We start from the raw sequence: 17,384 nt of genomic DNA on the forward strand, positions 1-17,384 counted from the left end.
GTCGACGATCACTAACAGAAAGGAAACACAGCTCCCGGCACCCTTGCTGTGCGGAGCACTCCGCCCAGAGAGAGGTGTGACCGGATGCGGGTACTCGTGGTCGAGGACGAACCGATGCTCGCCGACGCGATCGCGGAGTGGCTGCGGGGCCATGCCCACGCGGTCGACACCGCGTACGACGGAGCGGCGGCGCTGGAACGTGCGACGGTCGTCGACTACGACGTGATCGTCCTCGACCGCGATCTGCCGCTCGTGCACGGCGACGACGTGTGCCGGGAACTGGTCGCCTCCGAGTCGAGCGCGCGGGTGCTGATGCTCACGGCGGCCGCCGAGGTCACCGACCGGGTCTTCGGCCTCGGCCTGGGCGCCGACGACTACCTCGTCAAACCCTTCGCCTTCCCCGAACTCACCGCCCGTGTACTGGCGTTGGGACGGCGATCGCGGCCCGCCGCGCCTCCTGTACTGCGTCGCGCGGGGCTCACCCTGGACCCGGCCCGGGGTGAGGTGTTCCGGGGCAGCCGTTACGTCCCCCTGTCGAAGAAGGAGTTCGCGGTGCTGGCCGAACTGCTGCGCGCCGAGGGGGCCGCGGTCTCCGCCGAGCAGCTCCTGGAGAAGGCGTGGGACGAGCACGCCGACCCGTTCACCGGGGCTGTTCGTCTCGCGGTGCTCAAGCTGCGCCGCAAGCTCGGGGACCCGGCCGTCGTGGAGACCGTCACCGGCGTCGGGTACCGGATCCTGTGAACGACTCCGTGAGACACCCGGTGAGCGGGGCCGAGCCGCAGCCGAAGATACGGTCCCGGTGGCCCCGCCGATTGCTTCCGCGCAGGATCACCCTGCGCGCCCGCCTCACCATGATCTACGGCGGCCTCTTCTTCGCGGGCGGTGTGGTCCTGCTCGGTGTCACCTACGCCCTGCTCACCCAGCAGCTCGACCGCTCGGGGCAGAAGGTCGTCTCCGAGTCGCGGGCGGGCGCGGGAACGCCTTCCGCACAGCCGTCCGGTGAACCGCACGGTGAGCGGACACTGATCTCCGGCGGGGGTACGACGCCTCCGCGGGACTTCGACGACCTCGAACGATGGATGGGCGCCGAGAGCGACCGGCTCCGGGACGTCGCCACCAACTCACTGCTCACCCAAGGAGGGTTCGCGCTGCTCGTCGTCGGCGGCGTCGCGGCCGGGTTCGGCTGGCTGATCGCGGGGCGCGTGCTGGCCCCGCTGTACCGGGTCACGGACACGGCGCACCGTATCGCCAGCTCGCCCGCCGCCGACCGGGGCCTGCATGAGCGCATCGCGCTGCGCGGCCCCGACGACGAGGTCAAGGATCTCGCCGACACCTTCGACACCATGGTCGAGCGGCTCGACCGCTCCTTCGACGGCCAACGTCGCTTCGTCGCCAACGCCTCCCACGAACTGCGCACCCCGCTGACGCTGGGCCGCGCGCTCGTCGAGGTGGCCATGCACCGCAAGACGGCCTCCGAGGACGTCCGGCAACTCGGCGAGAACCTGCTGGAGATCAACATCCGGCACGAGCGGCTGATCACCGGCCTGCTGCTGCTCGCCCGCTCGGAGAACGAGATCGCCGAACGGCTGCCCGTCGACCTCGCCGACGTGGTGACCCATGTGACGGACCAGATCATGGGGGAGGCGGGGCGCGCCGGAGTCACCGTTCAGGAGAAGGCGGGGGAGGCGCTCGTCCTCGGCGATGCGCTGCTCCTCGAACGCCTCGTCCACAACCTGGTCGAGAACGGCATCCGGCACAACACCGGCGACGGGGGCTGGGTTCAGGTGGTCAGCCGCACGAACGACGAGGGCCGGGTGGAGGTGGAGGTCACCAACTCCGGTCCCGCCGTGCCGCCGTACGAGCTCCCCGCCCTCTTCGAGCCGTTCCGCCGTCTCGGCGTCGACCGCGTGGTCACCTCCAAGGGCGCCGGCCTCGGCCTGTCCATCGTCCGCTCCATCGCCCGCGCCCACCTCGGAGAAGCCCTGGCCCGCCCGCGCGAGGACGGCGGGCTGACGGTGACGGTGACACTGCCGGAGTGCCCGCAGGACGCGCACCCGTGACACCGGCGCGGCGGCCTTCAGCGCAGGGCCGTGACGTCGGCGGCGGCGGGCTTCAGGGCAAGCCGTGACACCCGCGCGGCGGCCTTCAGCGCAGGGTCATGGCACCCGCGTGAGGGCTTCAGCGCAGGGCCGTGACGCCGGAGCGACGGCTTTGAGGGCAAGTGACCGCGCAGATGCGATGGCCGTCAGGCAAGGCCGGGCGGGTCAGAGGCCGAACCTCTCCGGGTCGGTTGTCAGCGCCCGGAAGTACTCCCGCGGGTCCGCGACCAGCCTGCGCTCCTTGAGGTCCAGCAGCCCGCCGACGCTGGTGAGTTCGGCGGACACCGTGCCGTCCGTCCTGCGTATCGTCTGCTCCAGCCGGAAGGTCTTCCCTTCGCCCCAGACGAAGCCGCACGTCACCTCGACCTCGTCGCCCGCGCGCAGCTCCCGCAGATAGCGGATGTTCGTCTCCAGGACCACCGGGCCCACGCCCTTGCCCATCAGTTCCGTCTGGCTGATCCCGGCCGCGTGCAGTATCGACCAGCGGGCGTGTTCGGCGTACTGCAGGTAGACGCTCTGGTTGAGGTGTCCCTGTACGTCGGTCTCGTATCCGCGGACGGTCACTGGGACGGAGAACTGCTCTGCCACGACTTCCCCTTCAACGACGGTCAGGTCTGATCCAATCGGTCCAACTCCCTTCTACAGCAAGCCATTCCACCTTCGTCACACACGCCGGGGCGAAGCCAGCACATACCGCACACCGGTGCGCGGCTCCGTGTGCTCGCCGACCTGCCACCCCGCCTTCTCCAGCGTGGCCGCGCAGGCACGCAACGCCCCGGGGTCCGGCTCGCGCACGGCAACCGCCTCCGGCTGCGGTGTCGCGCGCACCCGATAGCCGGCGCTCGCGGTGTCCGCGTCGCCGGGTCGGTGGCCCGCCGCCTCCAGGGCGAGCGCCGCGGCCTGCACCAGATGCGTCCGCTCCCACCCGCACGGACGGTCCGTGGATCCGTCCGGATTGGTCATCCGGCGCAACTCCAGCAGCCCCTGCCAGGCGCTGTGCACCTCACGTACGCGGGCGGGCCCGGTGTCGGCCGCCTGCTCGCCGCCGATCCGCGCGGCGAACACCCCCGAGCCGGTGGACGTGGGCGTCTCGGTGACCATGGCCGGTTCGGGCTCGGGAGCCTCACGTATGCGGTGCCCGGCAGGCGTCAGGAAGTGATCGCGCGGCGGCCTTGGATGCCGGAAGGCGAGCCCGCGCTTCACCAGTGCGGCGAGCTGCGTCTCCGTACCCCTCAGCCGCCCGGTCTCGGGGTCGGCGGCGTCGATGACACGCCGCTGTGCGGCGGTCGGCGGTCGTGTCACGGCGCGCTCCCTCCAGGGCCGGTCAGTGCTCCTCGGGCCCCCGTCCCGACGGGGAGAGCGGCTCATGAGAACAGTACGAGCCGGGTCTGACATTCCAGCCGGCCACCACATGCCGCCGGTGCTCCGTGCTCAACCGGCTCATCGTCCCGGTGCCGAGCTGGAACAGCGCGCCGTCCGCGGCGGGCAGCCCCAGCCGCCGCGCGGTCAGCACCCGCAGGAAGTGCCCGTGCGACACGACCACCACAGTGCCCTCCGCCTCGGCGAGCGCCGCGTCGATCTTTGCCAGCATCCGCTCCGCGCGCGCCCCGACCTCCTCCGGACTCTCTCCGGGGTGCTCGGGCGGTCCGGGCGTGACCCCGTCCGTGAACAGGAACCAGTCGGGTCTGCTCCGGTGGATCTCGACGGTCGTGACCCCCTCGTACCCGCCGTAGTCCCACTCGGACAGGTCCGCGTCCACCCGTGCCCCGCCGATCCCGGCCAGTCGTGCCGTCTCCTGCGCCCGCTGCATCGGGCTGACGAACGCCGCCGCGATGTGGTGGCGGGCGATCAGCGGAGCGAGCCTGCGCGCCTGCTCCCGCCCGTTCTCGGTGAGCGGGACATCGGTCGACCCCGTGTGCCGCCCGGACAACGACCACTCGGTCTCACCGTGCCGTACGAGGAGAAGGTCACCCATGGCCGAAACCCTTTCTGTCCCTTCGCACGCAACTGTCCTTCGTACGGTGACACCGGCCGGCGGCGCTCGCAGCACCGGCTGCGCCGGTCGGCCCTACGGCGGGTACCCGCTACTGCCGGTACCCGCTCAGGAACCGCCCGATCCGGCTGATCGCCGCGTCGAGGTCGTCGGCGTAGGGGAGGGTGAGGATGCGGAAGTGGTCGGGGCGGGGCCAGTTGAAGCCGGTGCCCTGGACGACCTGGATCTTCTCGCGGAGGAGGAGGTCCAGGACGAACCTCTCGTCGTCGTGGATCTTGTGGACCTTGGGATCGATGCGCGGGAAGGCGTACAGGGCGCCCTTCGGTTTCACGCACGAGACGCCGGGGATCTCGTTGAGCTTCTCCCAGGCGCGGTTGCGCTGTTCGTGCAGGCGGCCACCGGGGGCGGTGAGTTCGTGGATGGACTGGCGGCCGCCGAGCGCGGCCTGAATGGCGTACTGAGCAGGCGCGTTGGCGCACAGCCGCATGGAGGCGAGCATCGTCAGGCCCTCCAGATAGCTGCGCGCGTGCTGCTTGGGGCCCGTGACGACCAGCCAGCCGGAGCGGAACCCGGCGACGCGGTAGGTCTTCGACAGGCCGCAGAAGGTGAGAACGACCAGGTCGGGGGCGAGTGCGGCGGCGGTGTGGTGGACGGCGTCGTCGTACAGGATCTGGTCGTAGATCTCGTCGGCGAAGACCATCAGGCCGTGGCGGCGGGCGAGGTCGAGGATGCCCTCGATGATTTCCTTGGGATAGACCGCGCCCGTCGGGTTGTTGGGGTTGATGATGACCACGGCGCGGGTCCGGTCGGTGATCTTCGCGGCCATGTCGGCCAGGTCCGGATACCAGTCGGACTGTTCGTCGCAGAGGTAGTGCACGGCCTTGCCTCCGGCGAGCGTGGTCACCGCCGTCCAGAGGGGGAAGTCCGGGGCGGGGATGAGGACTTCGTCGCCGTCCTCGAGCAGTGCCTGTACGGCCATCGACACCAGCTCGGAGACACCGTTGCCGAGGAAGACGTCGTCGACGCCGACCTCCAGGCCGCGGTCCTGGTAGCGCTGGGCCACCGCGCGGCGGGCGGAGAGGATGCCCCGCGAGTCCGTGTAACCGTGTGCCTGCGGGAGCATCCGGATCATGTCCTGGAGGATCTCGTCCGGCGCCTCGAAACCGAAGAGCGCGGGGTTGCCGGTGTTGAGGCGCAGCACGCTGTGGCCCGCCTCCTCCAGCGCGTTGGCGTGCTCGATCACCGGGCCCCGGATCTCGTAACAGACCTCGCTGAGTTTGCTCGACTGCCGGAACTCCATGCGCTGTGCCCTCCGGTTCGTTGTGATGCTTGGTTTTACCAAGCAGGCACTTGGAAAGTCCAACAACATGTCTAGACTGCGTCGCATGTCACCTCGCCGAAGCTACGACCAGTACTGTTCCGCTGCCCGGGCGCTCGACGCCGTCGGTGACCGCTGGACCCTCCTGATCGTCCGCGAACTCCTCGGCGGGCCGCGCCGCTACACGGACCTGCACGCGGACCTGCCCGGCGTGAGCACGGACGTCCTCGCGTCGCGGCTCAAGGACATGGAGCGCGACGGGCTGACCACCCGGCGGCGACTTCCACCGCCCGGCGCGGCGTACGTCTACGAACTCACCTCGCGCGGACGGGAGTTGCTTCCGGTGCTGCAGGCACTCGGGGACTGGGGCGCCGCCGAACTCGGCGAGCGTCGGCCCACCGATGCCGTACGGGCGCATTGGTTCGCGTTGCCGCTGTTGCGGGGGCTGGAGGGCGAGGGGCTGGTGGAAGTCCGCCTGGACGAGGGGGAGTTCCATGTGTGGCTGGGAGCCGAGGAGGGGCCCGTGTACGGGGACGGGCCCGCCCGGGAGGAGCCTGACGTCCGGCTGCGCCTCGACACGGCGACGTGCGAGGCCGTGAGCCGGGGGGACTTGACCTTGCTGGACGCCGTGCGCGAGGGGCGGGTCGGGGTGGTGGGGGAGGGGACGTTGGCGAAGGGGCTGCGGGAGGGGTGACGAGAGGATGTTCTTTCGCCCCCGCCGCCCCTTCCCGTCCCATTTCTGGGGGCTGCCGCCCCCAGACCCCCGCTTTCGGCCTGGACGGCCTCGTCCTCGAACACCCGAGGGGCTAAAGATCTTTAGCCCCTCCGGCGTTCGAGGAGCGGGCTCTGGGGCGGAGCCCCAGGAACAGGGGACGGGTAGGGGCGGAGGGGGCGAAAAAGACTCCCCCGCCCCACTACAGGTCAGACGCCGCGCGGCACCCGCGACGGTCGCCCCGACCCGCGGGTCAGTGCGTATCCGCCGATGCCTGCCAGGGCGGCGAGCACGCCACCGAACGCGGTCCACACCCACCGGTCGGACCACCACCCGGAGGCCCACCCGTCATCGGGTTCCAGAGACGACAGCGTGGCCGTGGTCGACTCCTCGGAGTCGTCCGAGGTGTCCCCGGTCGTCGCAACCCCAGGAATCAGCGGCTGCGCGAGCGCCCCGTCCACCGCCGCCGCGCCGCCGATCTCCTTGGAGTCCACCTGGACCTCGGCGCTCAGCGGCAGGCCCAGATCGGAGGCCTGCAGACCGGTCGCGGTCAGCCGGATGTAGTACGTGCCCGGCAACGGGTCATCGGCCCAAGTCTCCGACCAGGCACGGACGTTGCGCAGAGTGCAGGACAGCTCCACGGACGCCGCGTCCTGCGCGGCCGTCCGCGTCTGCGCCCCGTACTGGCACGCCTGACGGCGCCGCAACCCGTCGTACACATCGAGCTGCCAGGTCTGCGCAGCGGTCCGTGTCGAGGCCGCCGGCAGCCGCACCGTCGCCTTCACGGTGGGCCGCTGACCGGCGTCCGCGGGGAACGACCAGTACAGGAAGTCGCTCGTGGACCCGCTCGCGGTGGCCTGCTGACCCTGCTCGATCTCGGTCGCCGTACGGAACGACGTACCGGCCTGGGTGGGTCCTGCGCTGTCGTCCGAGGGGCTCGCCGAGGGCGAGGAGTCGGCGACGGCGGGGGCCGCGGCCACCCCGAGGAGGAACAGGGTGGTGGTCAACACTCGTCGGATACGCATCAGTTGGTCCTCCATACGGCGACCCGCAGGCGCGAGATCCAGCCCCACAGCACCCCGGCGAGGAAGCCGGTGAGCACGAGGGCGCCGAGCAGCCACCAGCCGCGCCCGAGGCCGAACGAGGCCACGTCGGAGGCCTGGTCCGGCGCGTCGACGACATCGACCGTCAGCTCCAGTGGCAGTCCGGGTGTGGTCTTCACGCCCCCGGCGGCCGAGAAGGAGTTGGCGACCTGGATACACACCGTCTCGGCGGTGGCGTTCTCGTCGTCGCTCTCGGCCTTCGGATAGCGCAGCCCCGTCGAGATGACATCGGTTCGGCCGCTGCCGGCCGCCTCACCACGGACGATCTCCCGTCCGCTCAGGGTGACGGCCCGCAGCAACACCCCGTAGTCCGGGCTGACGTCGCGGTCCGCGGCGACGCTCACCGAGGCGCGCAGCTCCTGGCCCGGCTCGACGTCGACGCGGTACCAGCGGTGCTGCGCGAACTCCTCACGGTCGGTGAAGAGCCCCGACTCGATCGTGGGCGCCTTGGCGCACGACTCGGCGCCCTCGACCGCCTGCGGCACGACCACCGGATCGGCGGCGCGGTCCACCAACTGGTTGACCTTGTCGGTGAGTTCGTCGGTGTGTTCCACCGACGTGTATGTGCCGCCGGTGGCCTCGGCGATGCAGCTCAACTGCTCGCGCATCTTGGTGTTCGGCACCAGTCCGAGCGTGTCGATGGTGAGACCGATGCCCTTGGCCGCGATCTCCCGGGCCACCTCGCAGGGGTCGAGCGGGGCGCAGGTGTCCTCGCCGTCACTGATGAGGACGATGCGCTTGGAACCGTTGCCGCCGTCGAGGTCGTCGGCGGCCTTGAGCAGCGCGGGTCCGATCGGGGTCCAGCCGGTGGGGACGAGGGTGGCGACGGCGGTCTTCGCCTCGGTCCGGTCCAGCGGGCCGACCGGGTAGAGCTGTGCGGTGTCCTTGCATCCCGTCTTCTGGTCGTCGCCGGGGTAGTTGGCGCCGAGTGTGCGTATCCCGAGCTGGACTTCCTCGGGCGTTGCGTCGAGCACCTCGTTGAAGGCCTGCTTCGCCGCGGCCATACGTGACTTGCCGTCGATGTCCGTGGCCCGCATCGAACCGCTGACGTCCAGTACGAGGTCGACCTTGGGAGCGGCCTGCTCCGCCGTTTCGTCGGCGACCGCGCCGGCCGGGTAGGCGATTCCGGCCGTCAGGGCGGCGAGCAGAGCGCAAAGCCCTGTCGCCAGCCGTTGTCTTGTGATCATCGGCGGATCCTATTGACCAAAGGTGTCGTGCTTCAAAACGAGACCTCACAACGAGACCTCACAACGAGATTCACAACGAGATTGACAACGAGATTCACAACGAGGTTTTCACAAAGAGGAGTTGAGGAGCGGGTTGGGTAGCTGTGCCCAGGTGTCCCCGGGCGTCTCCGGAGACAGCCGCATCAAGGTCAGCGCCTTGGTGGGGAGCGGCTCGTTCCGGAAGGCCGCGAGGTCCGGGGAGTCCGGCAGATCGGGTACGACCGTCTCCAGCGCCTCGCGCAGAGCGGCCGTCGATCCCGCCGTCGCGCCCAGTGTGCCGCCGACGAGGGCGCCGAAGAGCTTACGGCGCAGGGTGGTCACGTCGTCGGTGACGATACGGCCCGCGAGGTCCGGCACCGGGATGCCGTGGCGGGCCAGGCGGGCCGGGCTGATCCTGATGTCGGCCAGGTCGCGATAGACGAGCCGGAGAGGGGTGCCCGTGGGGGAGAGGACCACGAGGAGGTTCTGGCCGTGCGCCTCCAGGGCCACGCCCAGGTCGAGCAGGCGCAGACCGGCGGTGAGGGCGAGGTGGGTGAACTCGGCCATCCAGGCCGGAGATTGGGGCAACCCGGTGGTGGCGAGGGCGGCCACCGGGACGACCCGCTCACCGGAGTTCGCGTACATGTCCGGGGACTCCCTCAACACCGCCGCGAGATCAGGGCTGTTGGCGGTGGCGGCGCCCAGGGTCCGGGTGATGTGCAGCGGCACGTCCGGACGTTCCGCCATCGCCTCCATGAACGCCGAGACCGTCGCGGCCGTCTCGATCGAGTACACCGAGATGTCCCGCACGGAGGAGGTCAGCCGGGCGCTCAGCGCCGTCTTCACATGCGGCCCGTCCGGCAGGGCGAGGGTGCGCAGGGACATCAACGGGTGCGCGACGAAACCCTCTTGACGCAAGCCGTCTTCGCCGGAGCCCCCCTTGCTGAACCCGCCTTCGCCGAAGCTCCCCTCGCCCGAGTCCCCCGCCGCGCCCGTCTTCTCCTGGCCCGGACCGCCCAGCACATGCGCCGTCTGCCAGGGGTGGACCGGAATCAGCACCCGCTCCCCGTCCCGCAGCCACTTCGGCCACTCTCCCGTCACGAGACAGTCGTCCGAGGCCACCAGTCCCAGCTCCACCAGCGGCCGGTGCTCCGGCCCGTACGCCAGCTGCTCGGCCACCGAGAAACCGGGCCGCGAACGGCAGTTGGGGTGGTAGGGGTGCCCGTCGACGACCCGCTGCTCCCACTCCCAGCCTGCGACCGGCCCCTGGTCGGCGGCAGGCTGACCTGCGCGGGACAGGGCCAACGAGGCGACGCTGTTGCCGAGTTCAGCGGCGAAGGAGGCGGCGTGCGGGACGGCGAGGGCTGTCAGGAGCCGGTCCGGACGGTCGTGCCAGGTGCCGTCGAGCCGTACCTCGGTGACGTACGCGGCGGTGGCGTACGGATCAGCGCGCGGGCCGTGCAGCCGGCGGCCGTCGGCCAGCCGCAAGGTGAGACCGTCACGCCCCGCCTCGCGGCGCGCGACCCAGGGCATCGGCTCGTACGCCAGCGCACGCCACAGCCGGGTCAGTACGGCCGCCCGCGCGCCGGGCAGCGCAGCCGCGTACGAGGCCGACAAGCTGGGCCGGACAACACTCAGTTCCTCCGCGAGCGTGACCTCGGCCTCGGGTGTGGGGGGACGGTGCACGGTGGAGCTCCTTGCGTACGGGGACGTTCGTCGAGTGATCGCTCGCGACGAGGGTCTGTCGCCGCGGTCGCCGACGCCCGACGTCGACACACATAATGATCACCAGAGCACCGTATGGAACGTATGGAACGAATGGATCGCGTGGCCCCCATGCCCCCCATGCTCCCCCCGCCCGGAAACGACCTGAACGACGGCCTTCCCGGGGACCGCACGGACGACAGAGAAGAAGCCGCCGACGAGTATGCCGCGGCGCCGTTGCTCAATTGTCTGCTGCGGGAGGTGGGAGAGCCCGCCGGGGCCCCCGGCACATACCGCCTCCGTGCCAGTGGCCGCCTGATCAGGGTCCGCGGCACGCGCCGACCCACCCGCCCCGAGGTGTACGCCGACGACACCTGGCACCGGCTCACCCACACCGAGCTGATCAAACTCACCGCGGAGGAACTGCGCGCCTACACCGGTCTGGCCAACTCCGAACTGCCCACCGAGATGACCGACAGCCGGGACGCGGTCGCCGCGATCCTCACCGCGCGCGCCGGTGCCACGCCACCCTCGGACCCGTATATGCGCTCCGAGCAGTCCCTGATCACCGGGCATCCGCACCATCCGGCCCCCAAGGCCCGCGGCGGCGGCCCGGTCACCGGCTGGCTGCCGTACGCACCCGAGGCGTACGCCCGTTTCCCGCTGGAACTGCTCGCGGTACGCGAGGACGCGGCCGTCGAGGAGGGCGACACGACAGCGCTCGACAGCCTCGGTGTCCCGCCGCCCGGCTACCGGATGCTCCCCGCCCACCCCTGGCAGCTCGACCTGGTCGCCGCCCGCCCGGCGATCCGGGACGCCTTCGCGGACGGCCGGCTCGTCCGCCTTGGCCGCACCGCGCACCCGCTCTGGCCCACCGCCGCGATCCGCACCTTGTACGCCCCCGCCCCCGACGCCGACCTCTTCCTCAAGTTCAGCCTCGATGTGCGCATCACCAACGACATCCGCCGGCTGTGGCGCCACGACCTGCTGAAACTGCGCCGCACGGACGAGGCGACCGCGACGGCGTTCGCGGCCCTCCCCGGCCCCGCGGCGTGGCTGAGCGACCGCGGCTACCGCACCGCCGACTTCGCCTTCGAGGAACTCGCCGTCATGGTCCGCGACGGACTGCGCGCCCATGTCGTCCCCGGTGCGACCCCGCTCCTCGCGGCCGCCCTGGTCGAAGGCTTCGACGGCAGCCCCCTCGACCGGCTCACCGACCCCGCCGCCTGGTGGGCGGCGTATCTGCGCCAGGTCGTGCCCCCGGCGCTGGAGGTGTTCGCGCGTCACGGCGTGGTGGTCGAGGCACACCTGCAGAACACGGTGGTGGCGGTGGACGCGGGCGGCATGCCCGTGCAGGCAATCTTCCGGGACGCGGAGGGGGTGAAGCTCCTGGCGGATGTGGACCGGGCCGCCGGGTGGGAGCGGCTGGTCTACTGCCTGGTCGTCAACAACATCACCGAGGTCGCCGCCCGGCTGGAGGAGGACCACCCGGGTTGGGATCCGTGGCCCGCCGTACGGACCGAGCTGGCCCGGCACGACCTTCCCGAGATCGCGGACCTGCTCTCCTCGCCCACCCTCCCCGGCAAGACGAACCTCCTGCTGCGATGGACGGGCGCGGACGGGGCGGACGCCCGCTATGTGCCGCTGTCGAATCCACTCGCGAATACACCGGCCGGTGAATAGTCTCGACGCCCCGGGTGACCGACCGTTTCAGCGTGGCCGGTTTCAGCCCATGCTGACGGCCTGCGACGGCCGCACCCTCCGCCCGAAGATCCTCGTCCGCGAGGAACCGGTGTCGGCACTCCACGTGTCCGCGCGGGCGCAGGCGGTCAACCCTCCTCAAGGAGCCGCAAGGAGCTTCGGACTCGGCTACGTCCTCGTCGCGCATGACCTGACCGTGGTCCGGCACGTTTCCGACGAGGTCGCCGTCAGGTATACGGGGCGGATCGTCGAGAATGGCGAACGAGACACCGTCAACTATCGCCCCGCGCCTCCCCGCCCACCCGGATCAGCGGATCAGCGGATCAATGGCCTGTTCCGGCCACGAAGCCGACGCTCGGACCACAACAGGTGGCGTGCCACTTCGCCGAGCACCGACGAGCCGTGCCACACCGAGCACCACCGAGCACCGACGAGCACCAACGAGAACGGAAACACAGCGCATGCTCCAGCACGAGATCTTCCGGGTCGACGACCTCGGATGGATTCGTGATCTCACGCGGGCCCACCCCTTCCTCGGCCACCTCGCCAGAACCGACGCGGAGGAGCACGAACTCGGCTCCCACGAGGTCGTCGTCGTGCTCCAGGGGCCGCACGGCTACATCTCGCCGCGCTGGTACGAGGAGACACCGCACGTTCCGACGTGGAACTTCACGGTCCTGCACGTCCACGGCCGTCCCGAAGTCCTCGACCCGGCGGACACCTACGACGTACTGTCTGCCACCGTCGACCACTTCGAGGACCATTTTCCGGAGCCGTGGCGGCTGGCCCGGGTGGAGACCTACGCCCACCGGATCGCCGCCGCCACCGGATTCCGGTTGTCCGCCACCAAGGTGACGGCCAAGGCGAAGCTCAGCCAGGACGAGTCCGAGGACATCGTGCTGCGCCTTGCCGACGCCCTCGATTCCGACTGGCCGTACGCCGGTCCCGAACTCGCCCGCGCCATGCGCGACACCCGGAGGAAGCCGTGACCAGCACGAACACCGCCAGCGCCGAGCCGATCACCCTGTGCCGCGTCCACCTCGGTGCGGGCGGACCGCTGAGCGATGTCCGTATCGAGTCCGGTCTCGTGGCGGCCGTCTTTCCGGCGGGCGAATCACCGCGCGCCGACGGGCGGAGCATCGATCTCGACGGCCGCACCCTGCTGCCGGGCCTGTGGGACTCGCACGTACACATGGTCCAGTGGGCGGGCCTGCGCCGTCGGCTCGATGTGTCCGGCGCCGGTTCGGCGCGGGAGGCCGCCGACGCGGCCGGCGAGCGAGCCGCCGTCCTGCCGCCCGGTGAGCCGGTGATCGGCCACGGCTTCCGCGACGGACTGTGGCCGGACGTGCCGCACAAGGACCTCCTCGACGCCCTTGTTCCGGACCGCCCCGCCCTGCTGATCAGCATGGATCTGCACTGCGCCTGGCTCAACTCGGCCGGCCTCGCCCTGCTGGACCGCGGTGACCACGCCACCGGCCTGCTGCTGGAGAACGAGTGCATGCAGGCCATGGCCGAACTCGCCACCGCTTCGGCGGAGTTGACCGACCAATGGGTCCAGGACGCCTGTGTGGCCGCCGCCGCGCGGGGGATCACCGGCATCATCGACTTCGAGTTCGCCGACAACATCACGGACTGGACCCGCCGAATGAACGGCGCCGCGGTGCCGCTCCGGGTGGCGGCCTCCATCTGGCCCCCGCACCTGGACGCGGCGATCAGCCGCGAGCTCCGCACCGGCCGGCCCCTGGACACCCCCGGCGGGCTGCTGGAGGTCGGACCGTTCAAGCTGTTCACCGACGGCTCGCTCAACACCCGCACCGCGCTGTGCCACGAGGCGTACCCGGGCGCGATCCCCGGCGCTCCCGGCTCCCACGGACTGGAGCAACTGTCCCCGCAGGAACTGGTGTCCCTGCTGCGTCGCGCCTCCTCCCACGGGATCGAACCCGCCGTACACGCGATCGGGGACCGCGCCAATGAGATGGCCCTCGACGCCTTCGAGGCGGTGCGCTGCCGCGGCCGGATCGAGCACGGCCAGCTACTCGCCGCCAAGGACATCCCGCGCTTCGCCGAACTGGGCGTCATCGCGAGCGTCCAGCCCACCCACGCGGTCGACGACCGGGATGTCGCCGACCGGCACTGGGCGGGCCGGACCCACCGGGCCTACGCCTTCGCCGACCTGCTTGAGGCCGGGGCCGTCCTGGAGCTGGGCTCCGACGCCCCCGTCGCGCCCCTCGACCCCTGGCTGACCATGGCGTCCGCGGTGACCCGGACCGGCGACGAGCGCCCCGCGTGGCACCCGGAGCAGCGGATTCCGGTGGCGGCCGCCCTCGCGACTTCGTCCCAGGGGCGGCGGCTGATCCGGGTCGGCGACCGGGCGGACCTGGTGGTCACCGACGCCGACCCGCTCACCGCGGACGCCCGGACACTGCGCGAGATGCCGGTGCACGCCACCATGCTCGCCGGTGCCTGGACCCACGGCCCCTCGCTCTGACATGTCGGCGGTCACCCTCGGTCACTATGCTGACTTCATGCCGGAGGCCGGAAGCAAAGGGCACACCGCCACTGACGGGCCGCTCGGAGGACAGGGGACGTGCATGCCGGTCGAATCCTCGCGGACGCTGCGAGAGGTCACCGCGACCCGCTACGTCGCGCCCCTGCACTCCGGTGGTTCCGTGCCCGGAGTCGTCGAGGCGGATGACCTGGGGACGTATGTCGTGAAGTTCACGGGTTCCGCGCAGGGCACGAAGGCCTTGGTCGCCGAGGTGATCGTCGGTGAGCTCGCGCGCGCCCTCGGGCTGCGGTTCCCCGAGCTGGTCCTGGTGCACTTCGATCCGGCGGTCGCCGCGCACGAGCCCCACCAGGAGGTCCAGGACCTGCTGCGCGCCAGCGCCGGGCTCAACCTCGGTATGGACTATCTGTCGGGCGCAAAGGACTTCACCCCGGAGATCGCCGAGACGTTCGCCGTCGACCCGCTGGAGGCGGGCAAGGTCATCTGGCTGGACGCCCTCACGGTCAACGTCGACCGCACGGTGCACAGTTCGAACCTGATGATCTGGCCCACGCTCGGTTTCGCGCCCGCGCGCCTGTGGCTCATCGACCACGGCGCCGCCCTCGTCTTCCACCACCGCTGGGACACCTCGGCGCCGGAGAAGTCGTACGACTTCAGACGCCACGCCCTCGGCGGCCACACCCCGGACACCCGCGCGGCGGACGCTGCACTCGCCCCCCTCGTGACCGAGGAGCTGCTGCGTGGGATCACGGCCGAGATCCCCGACGCGTGGCTCGCGGACGAGCCCGGTTTCGCGACCCCCGACGAGGCGCGTGAGGCGTACGTCCGTTATCTCGTCGCCCGTGTGCGGGCCTCCGCGCAGTGGCTTCCCACCGGCTTCCCCAAGGGGGAACAACTCGCCGCGGAGGACGCGGACCGCGCGGCAAAAACCCGGCGAGGGCGGCCGAACTGGCTCAAGCAGGTCCCTGACCTGCACGGCAAACCGGCAGCGGAACAAGATTGGTCGGTACACCTCGGATGACCACGGAGAAGACGGAGAACATGGCGGACGTCACGGACACGGAGCCCTCGGACACCCTTCACCGCGTCCAGATCGAGTACTGCACTCAGTGCCGCTGGCTACCCCGTGCGGCCTGGCTCGCCCAGGAACTCCTCACCACCTTCGAGACCGAGTTGACGGAACTCGCCCTCAAGCCCGGCACCGGCGGTGTCTTCGTCGTACGTGTCGACGACGAGATCGTCTGGGACCGCCGTGAGCAGGGCTTCCCCGAGCCGACGGCCGTCAAGCGCCTCGTACGCGACCGAGTGGCCCCGGAGAAGTCCCTGGGCCACTCGGAGAAGTGAGCGTCAGCCGACCAGTTGCTCGTACGCGGGCAGCGTGAGGAAGTCCGCGTAGTCCTCGTCGAGGGCGACCTTCAGCAACAGGTCGTGCGCCTGCTGCCAGTTGCCCGCGGCGAAGGCCTCGTCGCCGATCTCGGCGCGGATGGCGGCGAGTTCCTCGGCGGCGATCCTGCGCGCCAGCTCGGGCGTCGCGGTCAGGGCCTTGCCATCGTGCTCGAACACGACCCCCGCGTTGATCCACTGCCAGATCTGTGAGCGCGAGATCTCGGCGGTGGCCGCGTCCTCCATGAGGTTGAAGATGGCGACCGCGCCGAGCCCGCGCAGCCAGGCCTCGATGTAGCGGATGCCGACCTGGACGGCGTTGACCAGGCCGTCGTACGTCGGCTTGGCGTCGAGGGAGTCGACGGCGATCAGGTCACCGGCCGCCACCGAGACGTCCTCGCGCAGCCGGTCCTTCTGGTGGGGCCGGTCGCCGAGGACCGCGTCGAAGGAGGCCATGGCGATCGGGACGAGGTCCGGGTGGGCCACCCATGAGCCGTCGAAACCGTCGTTCGCCTCACGGTCCTTGTCGGCCTTGACCTTCTCGAAGGCGACCTTGTTGACCTCTTCGTCGCGGCGCGAGGGGATGAACGCCGCCATGCCGCCGAGCGCGTGGGCGCCGCGCTTGTGGCAGGTGCGGACGAGGAGTTCGGTGTACGCGCGCATGAACGGGGCTGTCATCGTCACCGCGTTGCGATCCGGCAGCACGAACTTCTCGCCGCCGTCACGGAAGTTCTTGACGATGGAGAAGAGGTAGTCCCAGCGGCCGGCGTTCAACCCGGAGGCGTGGTCGCGGAGTTCGTAGAGGATCTCGTCCATCTCGTACGCGGCGGTGATCGTCTCGATCAGGACGGTCGCGCGGACGGTGCCCTGCGGGATGCCGACGTAGTCCTGTGCGAAGACGAAGACCTCGTTCCACAGGCGCGCCTCCAGGTACGACTCCGTCTTCGGGAGGTAGAAGTACGGGCCCTTGCCGAGGTCGAGCAGGCGCTGCGCGTTGTGGAAGAAGTACAGGCCGAAGTCGACGAGCGCGCCGGGGACGGGCGTGCCGTCGGCGTCGACGAGGTGGCGCTCGTTCAGGTGCCAGCCGCGCGGCCGCATGACGACGGTCGCGAGTTCGTCGGCCGCCTTGAGCGCGTACGACTTGCCGGTGCGCTCGTCCGTGAAGTCGATGTTCCCGGTGTACGCGTCGGCCAGGTTGACCTGACCGAGGACCACGTTCTCCCAGGTGGGCGCCGAAGCGTCCTCGAAGTCCGCGAGCCAGATCTTTGCGCCGGAATTGAGGGCGTTGATGGTCATCTTGCGGTCGGTGGGGCCGGTGATCTCGACGCGGCGGTCGTTCAGGGCCGCCGGGGAGGGGGCCACCCTCCAGGAGTCGTCCGCGCGGATCGCGGCCGTCTCCGGGAGGAAGTCGAGCGTGGAGGTGCGGGCGATCTCGGCGCGGCGCTCCGCACGGTGGACGAGGAGCTCGTCACGCCGGGGCGTGAACAGCCGGTGCAGCTCGGCCACGAAGGCGAGGGCCGCGTCGGTGAGAACCTCTTCCTGCCGGGGCAGGGGCTCGGCGTCGACGATGGCCAGCGAGGACGGCGCTGGTGCGGACATGAGCTGTCACTTCCTTCAGCGAGCGTGGCACCGGGTGCCAGTCAATCTGAGTACGGCTGTG

Annotated in this window: 16 protein-coding genes; 8 read left to right on the top strand and 8 right to left on the bottom strand. The window is 70.6% G+C overall.

Annotation, left to right across the window (positions count from 1 at the left end):
- Nucleotides 1–84 precede the first annotated feature (84 nt).
- Together ACFWP7_RS21770 and ACFWP7_RS21775 are read left to right on the top strand one after the other, a co-directional pair.
- Nucleotides 85–741 carry a response regulator transcription factor gene (locus tag ACFWP7_RS21770; RefSeq protein WP_384383242.1) on the top strand — a complete coding sequence of 219 codons (657 nt, stop codon included), beginning with the start codon at nucleotides 85–87 and terminating at the stop codon, nucleotides 739–741.
- Between the two features lie 71 nt (nucleotides 742–812).
- The gene (locus ACFWP7_RS21775) at nucleotides 813–2,060 is read left to right on the top strand and encodes a sensor histidine kinase (protein ID WP_384383244.1); all 1,248 of its coding nucleotides are present in this window, start codon (nucleotides 813–815) and stop codon (nucleotides 2,058–2,060) included.
- Nucleotides 2,061–2,264: 204 nt separating this feature from the next.
- Here the strand turns inward: ACFWP7_RS21775 and ACFWP7_RS21780 are convergent, their stop codons facing one another.
- From ACFWP7_RS21780 to ACFWP7_RS21795, 4 genes are all read right to left on the bottom strand, one after another.
- Nucleotides 2,265–2,687 (bottom strand): acyl-CoA thioesterase, encoded by a 423-nt coding sequence (locus ACFWP7_RS21780; RefSeq protein ID WP_384383246.1) that lies wholly within the window; start codon nucleotides 2,685–2,687, stop codon nucleotides 2,265–2,267.
- A gap of 75 nt (nucleotides 2,688–2,762) precedes the next feature.
- Nucleotides 2,763–3,401, bottom strand: coding sequence for a hypothetical protein (locus tag ACFWP7_RS21785; RefSeq protein WP_384383248.1), 639 nt, complete (start codon nucleotides 3,399–3,401; stop codon nucleotides 2,763–2,765).
- Between the two features lie 22 nt (nucleotides 3,402–3,423).
- A complete protein-coding gene (locus tag ACFWP7_RS21790) occupies nucleotides 3,424–4,074 on the bottom strand; it encodes a histidine phosphatase family protein (protein ID WP_384383250.1) in 651 nt (216 codons plus the stop codon).
- Nucleotides 4,075–4,183: 109 nt separating this feature from the next.
- The gene (locus ACFWP7_RS21795; protein ID WP_384383252.1) at nucleotides 4,184–5,392 is read right to left on the bottom strand and encodes a pyridoxal phosphate-dependent aminotransferase; all 1,209 of its coding nucleotides are present in this window, start codon (nucleotides 5,390–5,392) and stop codon (nucleotides 4,184–4,186) included.
- Between the two features lie 85 nt (nucleotides 5,393–5,477).
- On the opposite strand from ACFWP7_RS21795, the gene ACFWP7_RS21800 reads away from it, so the two are divergent.
- A complete protein-coding gene (locus ACFWP7_RS21800) occupies nucleotides 5,478–6,104 on the top strand; it encodes a winged helix-turn-helix transcriptional regulator (RefSeq protein ID WP_384383254.1) in 627 nt (208 codons plus the stop codon).
- Nucleotides 6,105–6,331: 227 nt separating this feature from the next.
- Here ACFWP7_RS21800 and ACFWP7_RS21805 read toward each other — a convergent pair whose 3' ends face one another.
- From ACFWP7_RS21805 to ACFWP7_RS21815, 3 genes are all read right to left on the bottom strand, one after another.
- Nucleotides 6,332–7,147, bottom strand: a complete 816-nt coding sequence (locus ACFWP7_RS21805) for a hypothetical protein (RefSeq protein ID WP_384383256.1) — start codon at nucleotides 7,145–7,147, stop codon at nucleotides 6,332–6,334.
- Nucleotides 7,147–8,412 (bottom strand): VWA domain-containing protein, encoded by a 1,266-nt coding sequence (locus tag ACFWP7_RS21810; protein ID WP_384383258.1) that lies wholly within the window; start codon nucleotides 8,410–8,412, stop codon nucleotides 7,147–7,149. Before ACFWP7_RS21810 ends, ACFWP7_RS21805 begins: the two co-directional genes overlap by 1 nt.
- Nucleotides 8,413–8,520: 108 nt before the next feature.
- Entirely contained in the window at nucleotides 8,521–10,116 is a 1,596-nt protein-coding gene (locus ACFWP7_RS21815) for an IucA/IucC family protein (protein WP_384383260.1), read from the bottom strand.
- Between the two features lie 159 nt (nucleotides 10,117–10,275).
- On the opposite strand from ACFWP7_RS21815, the gene ACFWP7_RS21820 reads away from it, so the two are divergent.
- The 5 genes from ACFWP7_RS21820 to ACFWP7_RS21840 all read left to right on the top strand — a co-directional run bounded on the left by ACFWP7_RS21820 (nucleotide 10,276) and on the right by ACFWP7_RS21840 (nucleotide 15,685).
- Complete coding sequence (locus ACFWP7_RS21820; protein ID WP_384383392.1) at nucleotides 10,276–11,817, top strand: IucA/IucC family protein; 1,542 nt, start codon at nucleotides 10,276–10,278, stop codon at nucleotides 11,815–11,817.
- Between the two features lie 479 nt (nucleotides 11,818–12,296).
- Nucleotides 12,297–12,824 carry an FMN-binding negative transcriptional regulator gene (locus ACFWP7_RS21825; RefSeq protein ID WP_384383262.1) on the top strand — a complete coding sequence of 176 codons (528 nt, stop codon included), beginning with the start codon at nucleotides 12,297–12,299 and terminating at the stop codon, nucleotides 12,822–12,824.
- Nucleotides 12,821–14,323 carry an amidohydrolase gene (locus ACFWP7_RS21830; protein WP_384383264.1) on the top strand — a complete coding sequence of 501 codons (1,503 nt, stop codon included), beginning with the start codon at nucleotides 12,821–12,823 and terminating at the stop codon, nucleotides 14,321–14,323. The genes ACFWP7_RS21825 and ACFWP7_RS21830 overlap by 4 nt, the downstream gene beginning before the upstream one ends.
- 103 nt (nucleotides 14,324–14,426) lie before the next feature.
- The gene (locus ACFWP7_RS21835) at nucleotides 14,427–15,362 is read left to right on the top strand and encodes a HipA family kinase (RefSeq protein WP_384383266.1); all 936 of its coding nucleotides are present in this window, start codon (nucleotides 14,427–14,429) and stop codon (nucleotides 15,360–15,362) included.
- A 20-nt stretch (nucleotides 15,363–15,382) separates the two neighbouring features.
- Entirely contained in the window at nucleotides 15,383–15,685 is a 303-nt protein-coding gene (locus ACFWP7_RS21840) for a SelT/SelW/SelH family protein (protein WP_384383395.1), read from the top strand.
- Nucleotides 15,686–15,688: 3 nt separating this feature from the next.
- Here ACFWP7_RS21840 and aceB read toward each other — a convergent pair whose 3' ends face one another.
- Nucleotides 15,689–17,323, bottom strand: coding sequence for a malate synthase A (gene aceB / locus ACFWP7_RS21845; RefSeq protein ID WP_384383268.1), 1,635 nt, complete (start codon nucleotides 17,321–17,323; stop codon nucleotides 15,689–15,691).
- Nucleotides 17,324–17,384: the final 61 nt, after the last annotated feature.

It is taken from the genome of Streptomyces sp. NPDC058470, assembly GCF_042721055.1.
Lineage (GTDB): Bacteria > Actinomycetota > Actinomycetes > Streptomycetales > Streptomycetaceae > Streptomyces.

Excerpts from the sequence above, each read along its gene's own strand:
- ACFWP7_RS21770 (WP_384383242.1), top strand. The coding sequence starts at position 85 with ATGCGGGTACTCGTGGTCGAGGACGAACCGATGCTCGCCGACGCGATC.
- ACFWP7_RS21790 (WP_384383250.1), bottom strand. The coding sequence starts at position 4,074 with ATGGGTGACCTTCTCCTCGTACGGCACGGTGAGACCGAGTGGTCGTTG.
- ACFWP7_RS21795 (WP_384383252.1), bottom strand. The coding sequence starts at position 5,392 with ATGGAGTTCCGGCAGTCGAGCAAACTCAGCGAGGTCTGTTACGAGATC.
- ACFWP7_RS21800 (WP_384383254.1), top strand. The coding sequence starts at position 5,478 with ATGTCACCTCGCCGAAGCTACGACCAGTACTGTTCCGCTGCCCGGGCG.
- ACFWP7_RS21805 (WP_384383256.1), bottom strand. The coding sequence starts at position 7,147 with ATGCGTATCCGACGAGTGTTGACCACCACCCTGTTCCTCCTCGGGGTG.
- ACFWP7_RS21810 (WP_384383258.1), bottom strand. The coding sequence starts at position 8,412 with ATGATCACAAGACAACGGCTGGCGACAGGGCTTTGCGCTCTGCTCGCC.
- ACFWP7_RS21820 (WP_384383392.1), top strand. The coding sequence starts at position 10,276 with ATGCTCCCCCCGCCCGGAAACGACCTGAACGACGGCCTTCCCGGGGAC.
- ACFWP7_RS21825 (WP_384383262.1), top strand. The coding sequence starts at position 12,297 with ATGCTCCAGCACGAGATCTTCCGGGTCGACGACCTCGGATGGATTCGT.
- ACFWP7_RS21835 (WP_384383266.1), top strand. The coding sequence starts at position 14,427 with ATGCCGGTCGAATCCTCGCGGACGCTGCGAGAGGTCACCGCGACCCGC.
- ACFWP7_RS21840 (WP_384383395.1), top strand. The coding sequence starts at position 15,383 with ATGGCGGACGTCACGGACACGGAGCCCTCGGACACCCTTCACCGCGTC.
- aceB (WP_384383268.1), bottom strand. The coding sequence starts at position 17,323 with ATGTCCGCACCAGCGCCGTCCTCGCTGGCCATCGTCGACGCCGAGCCC.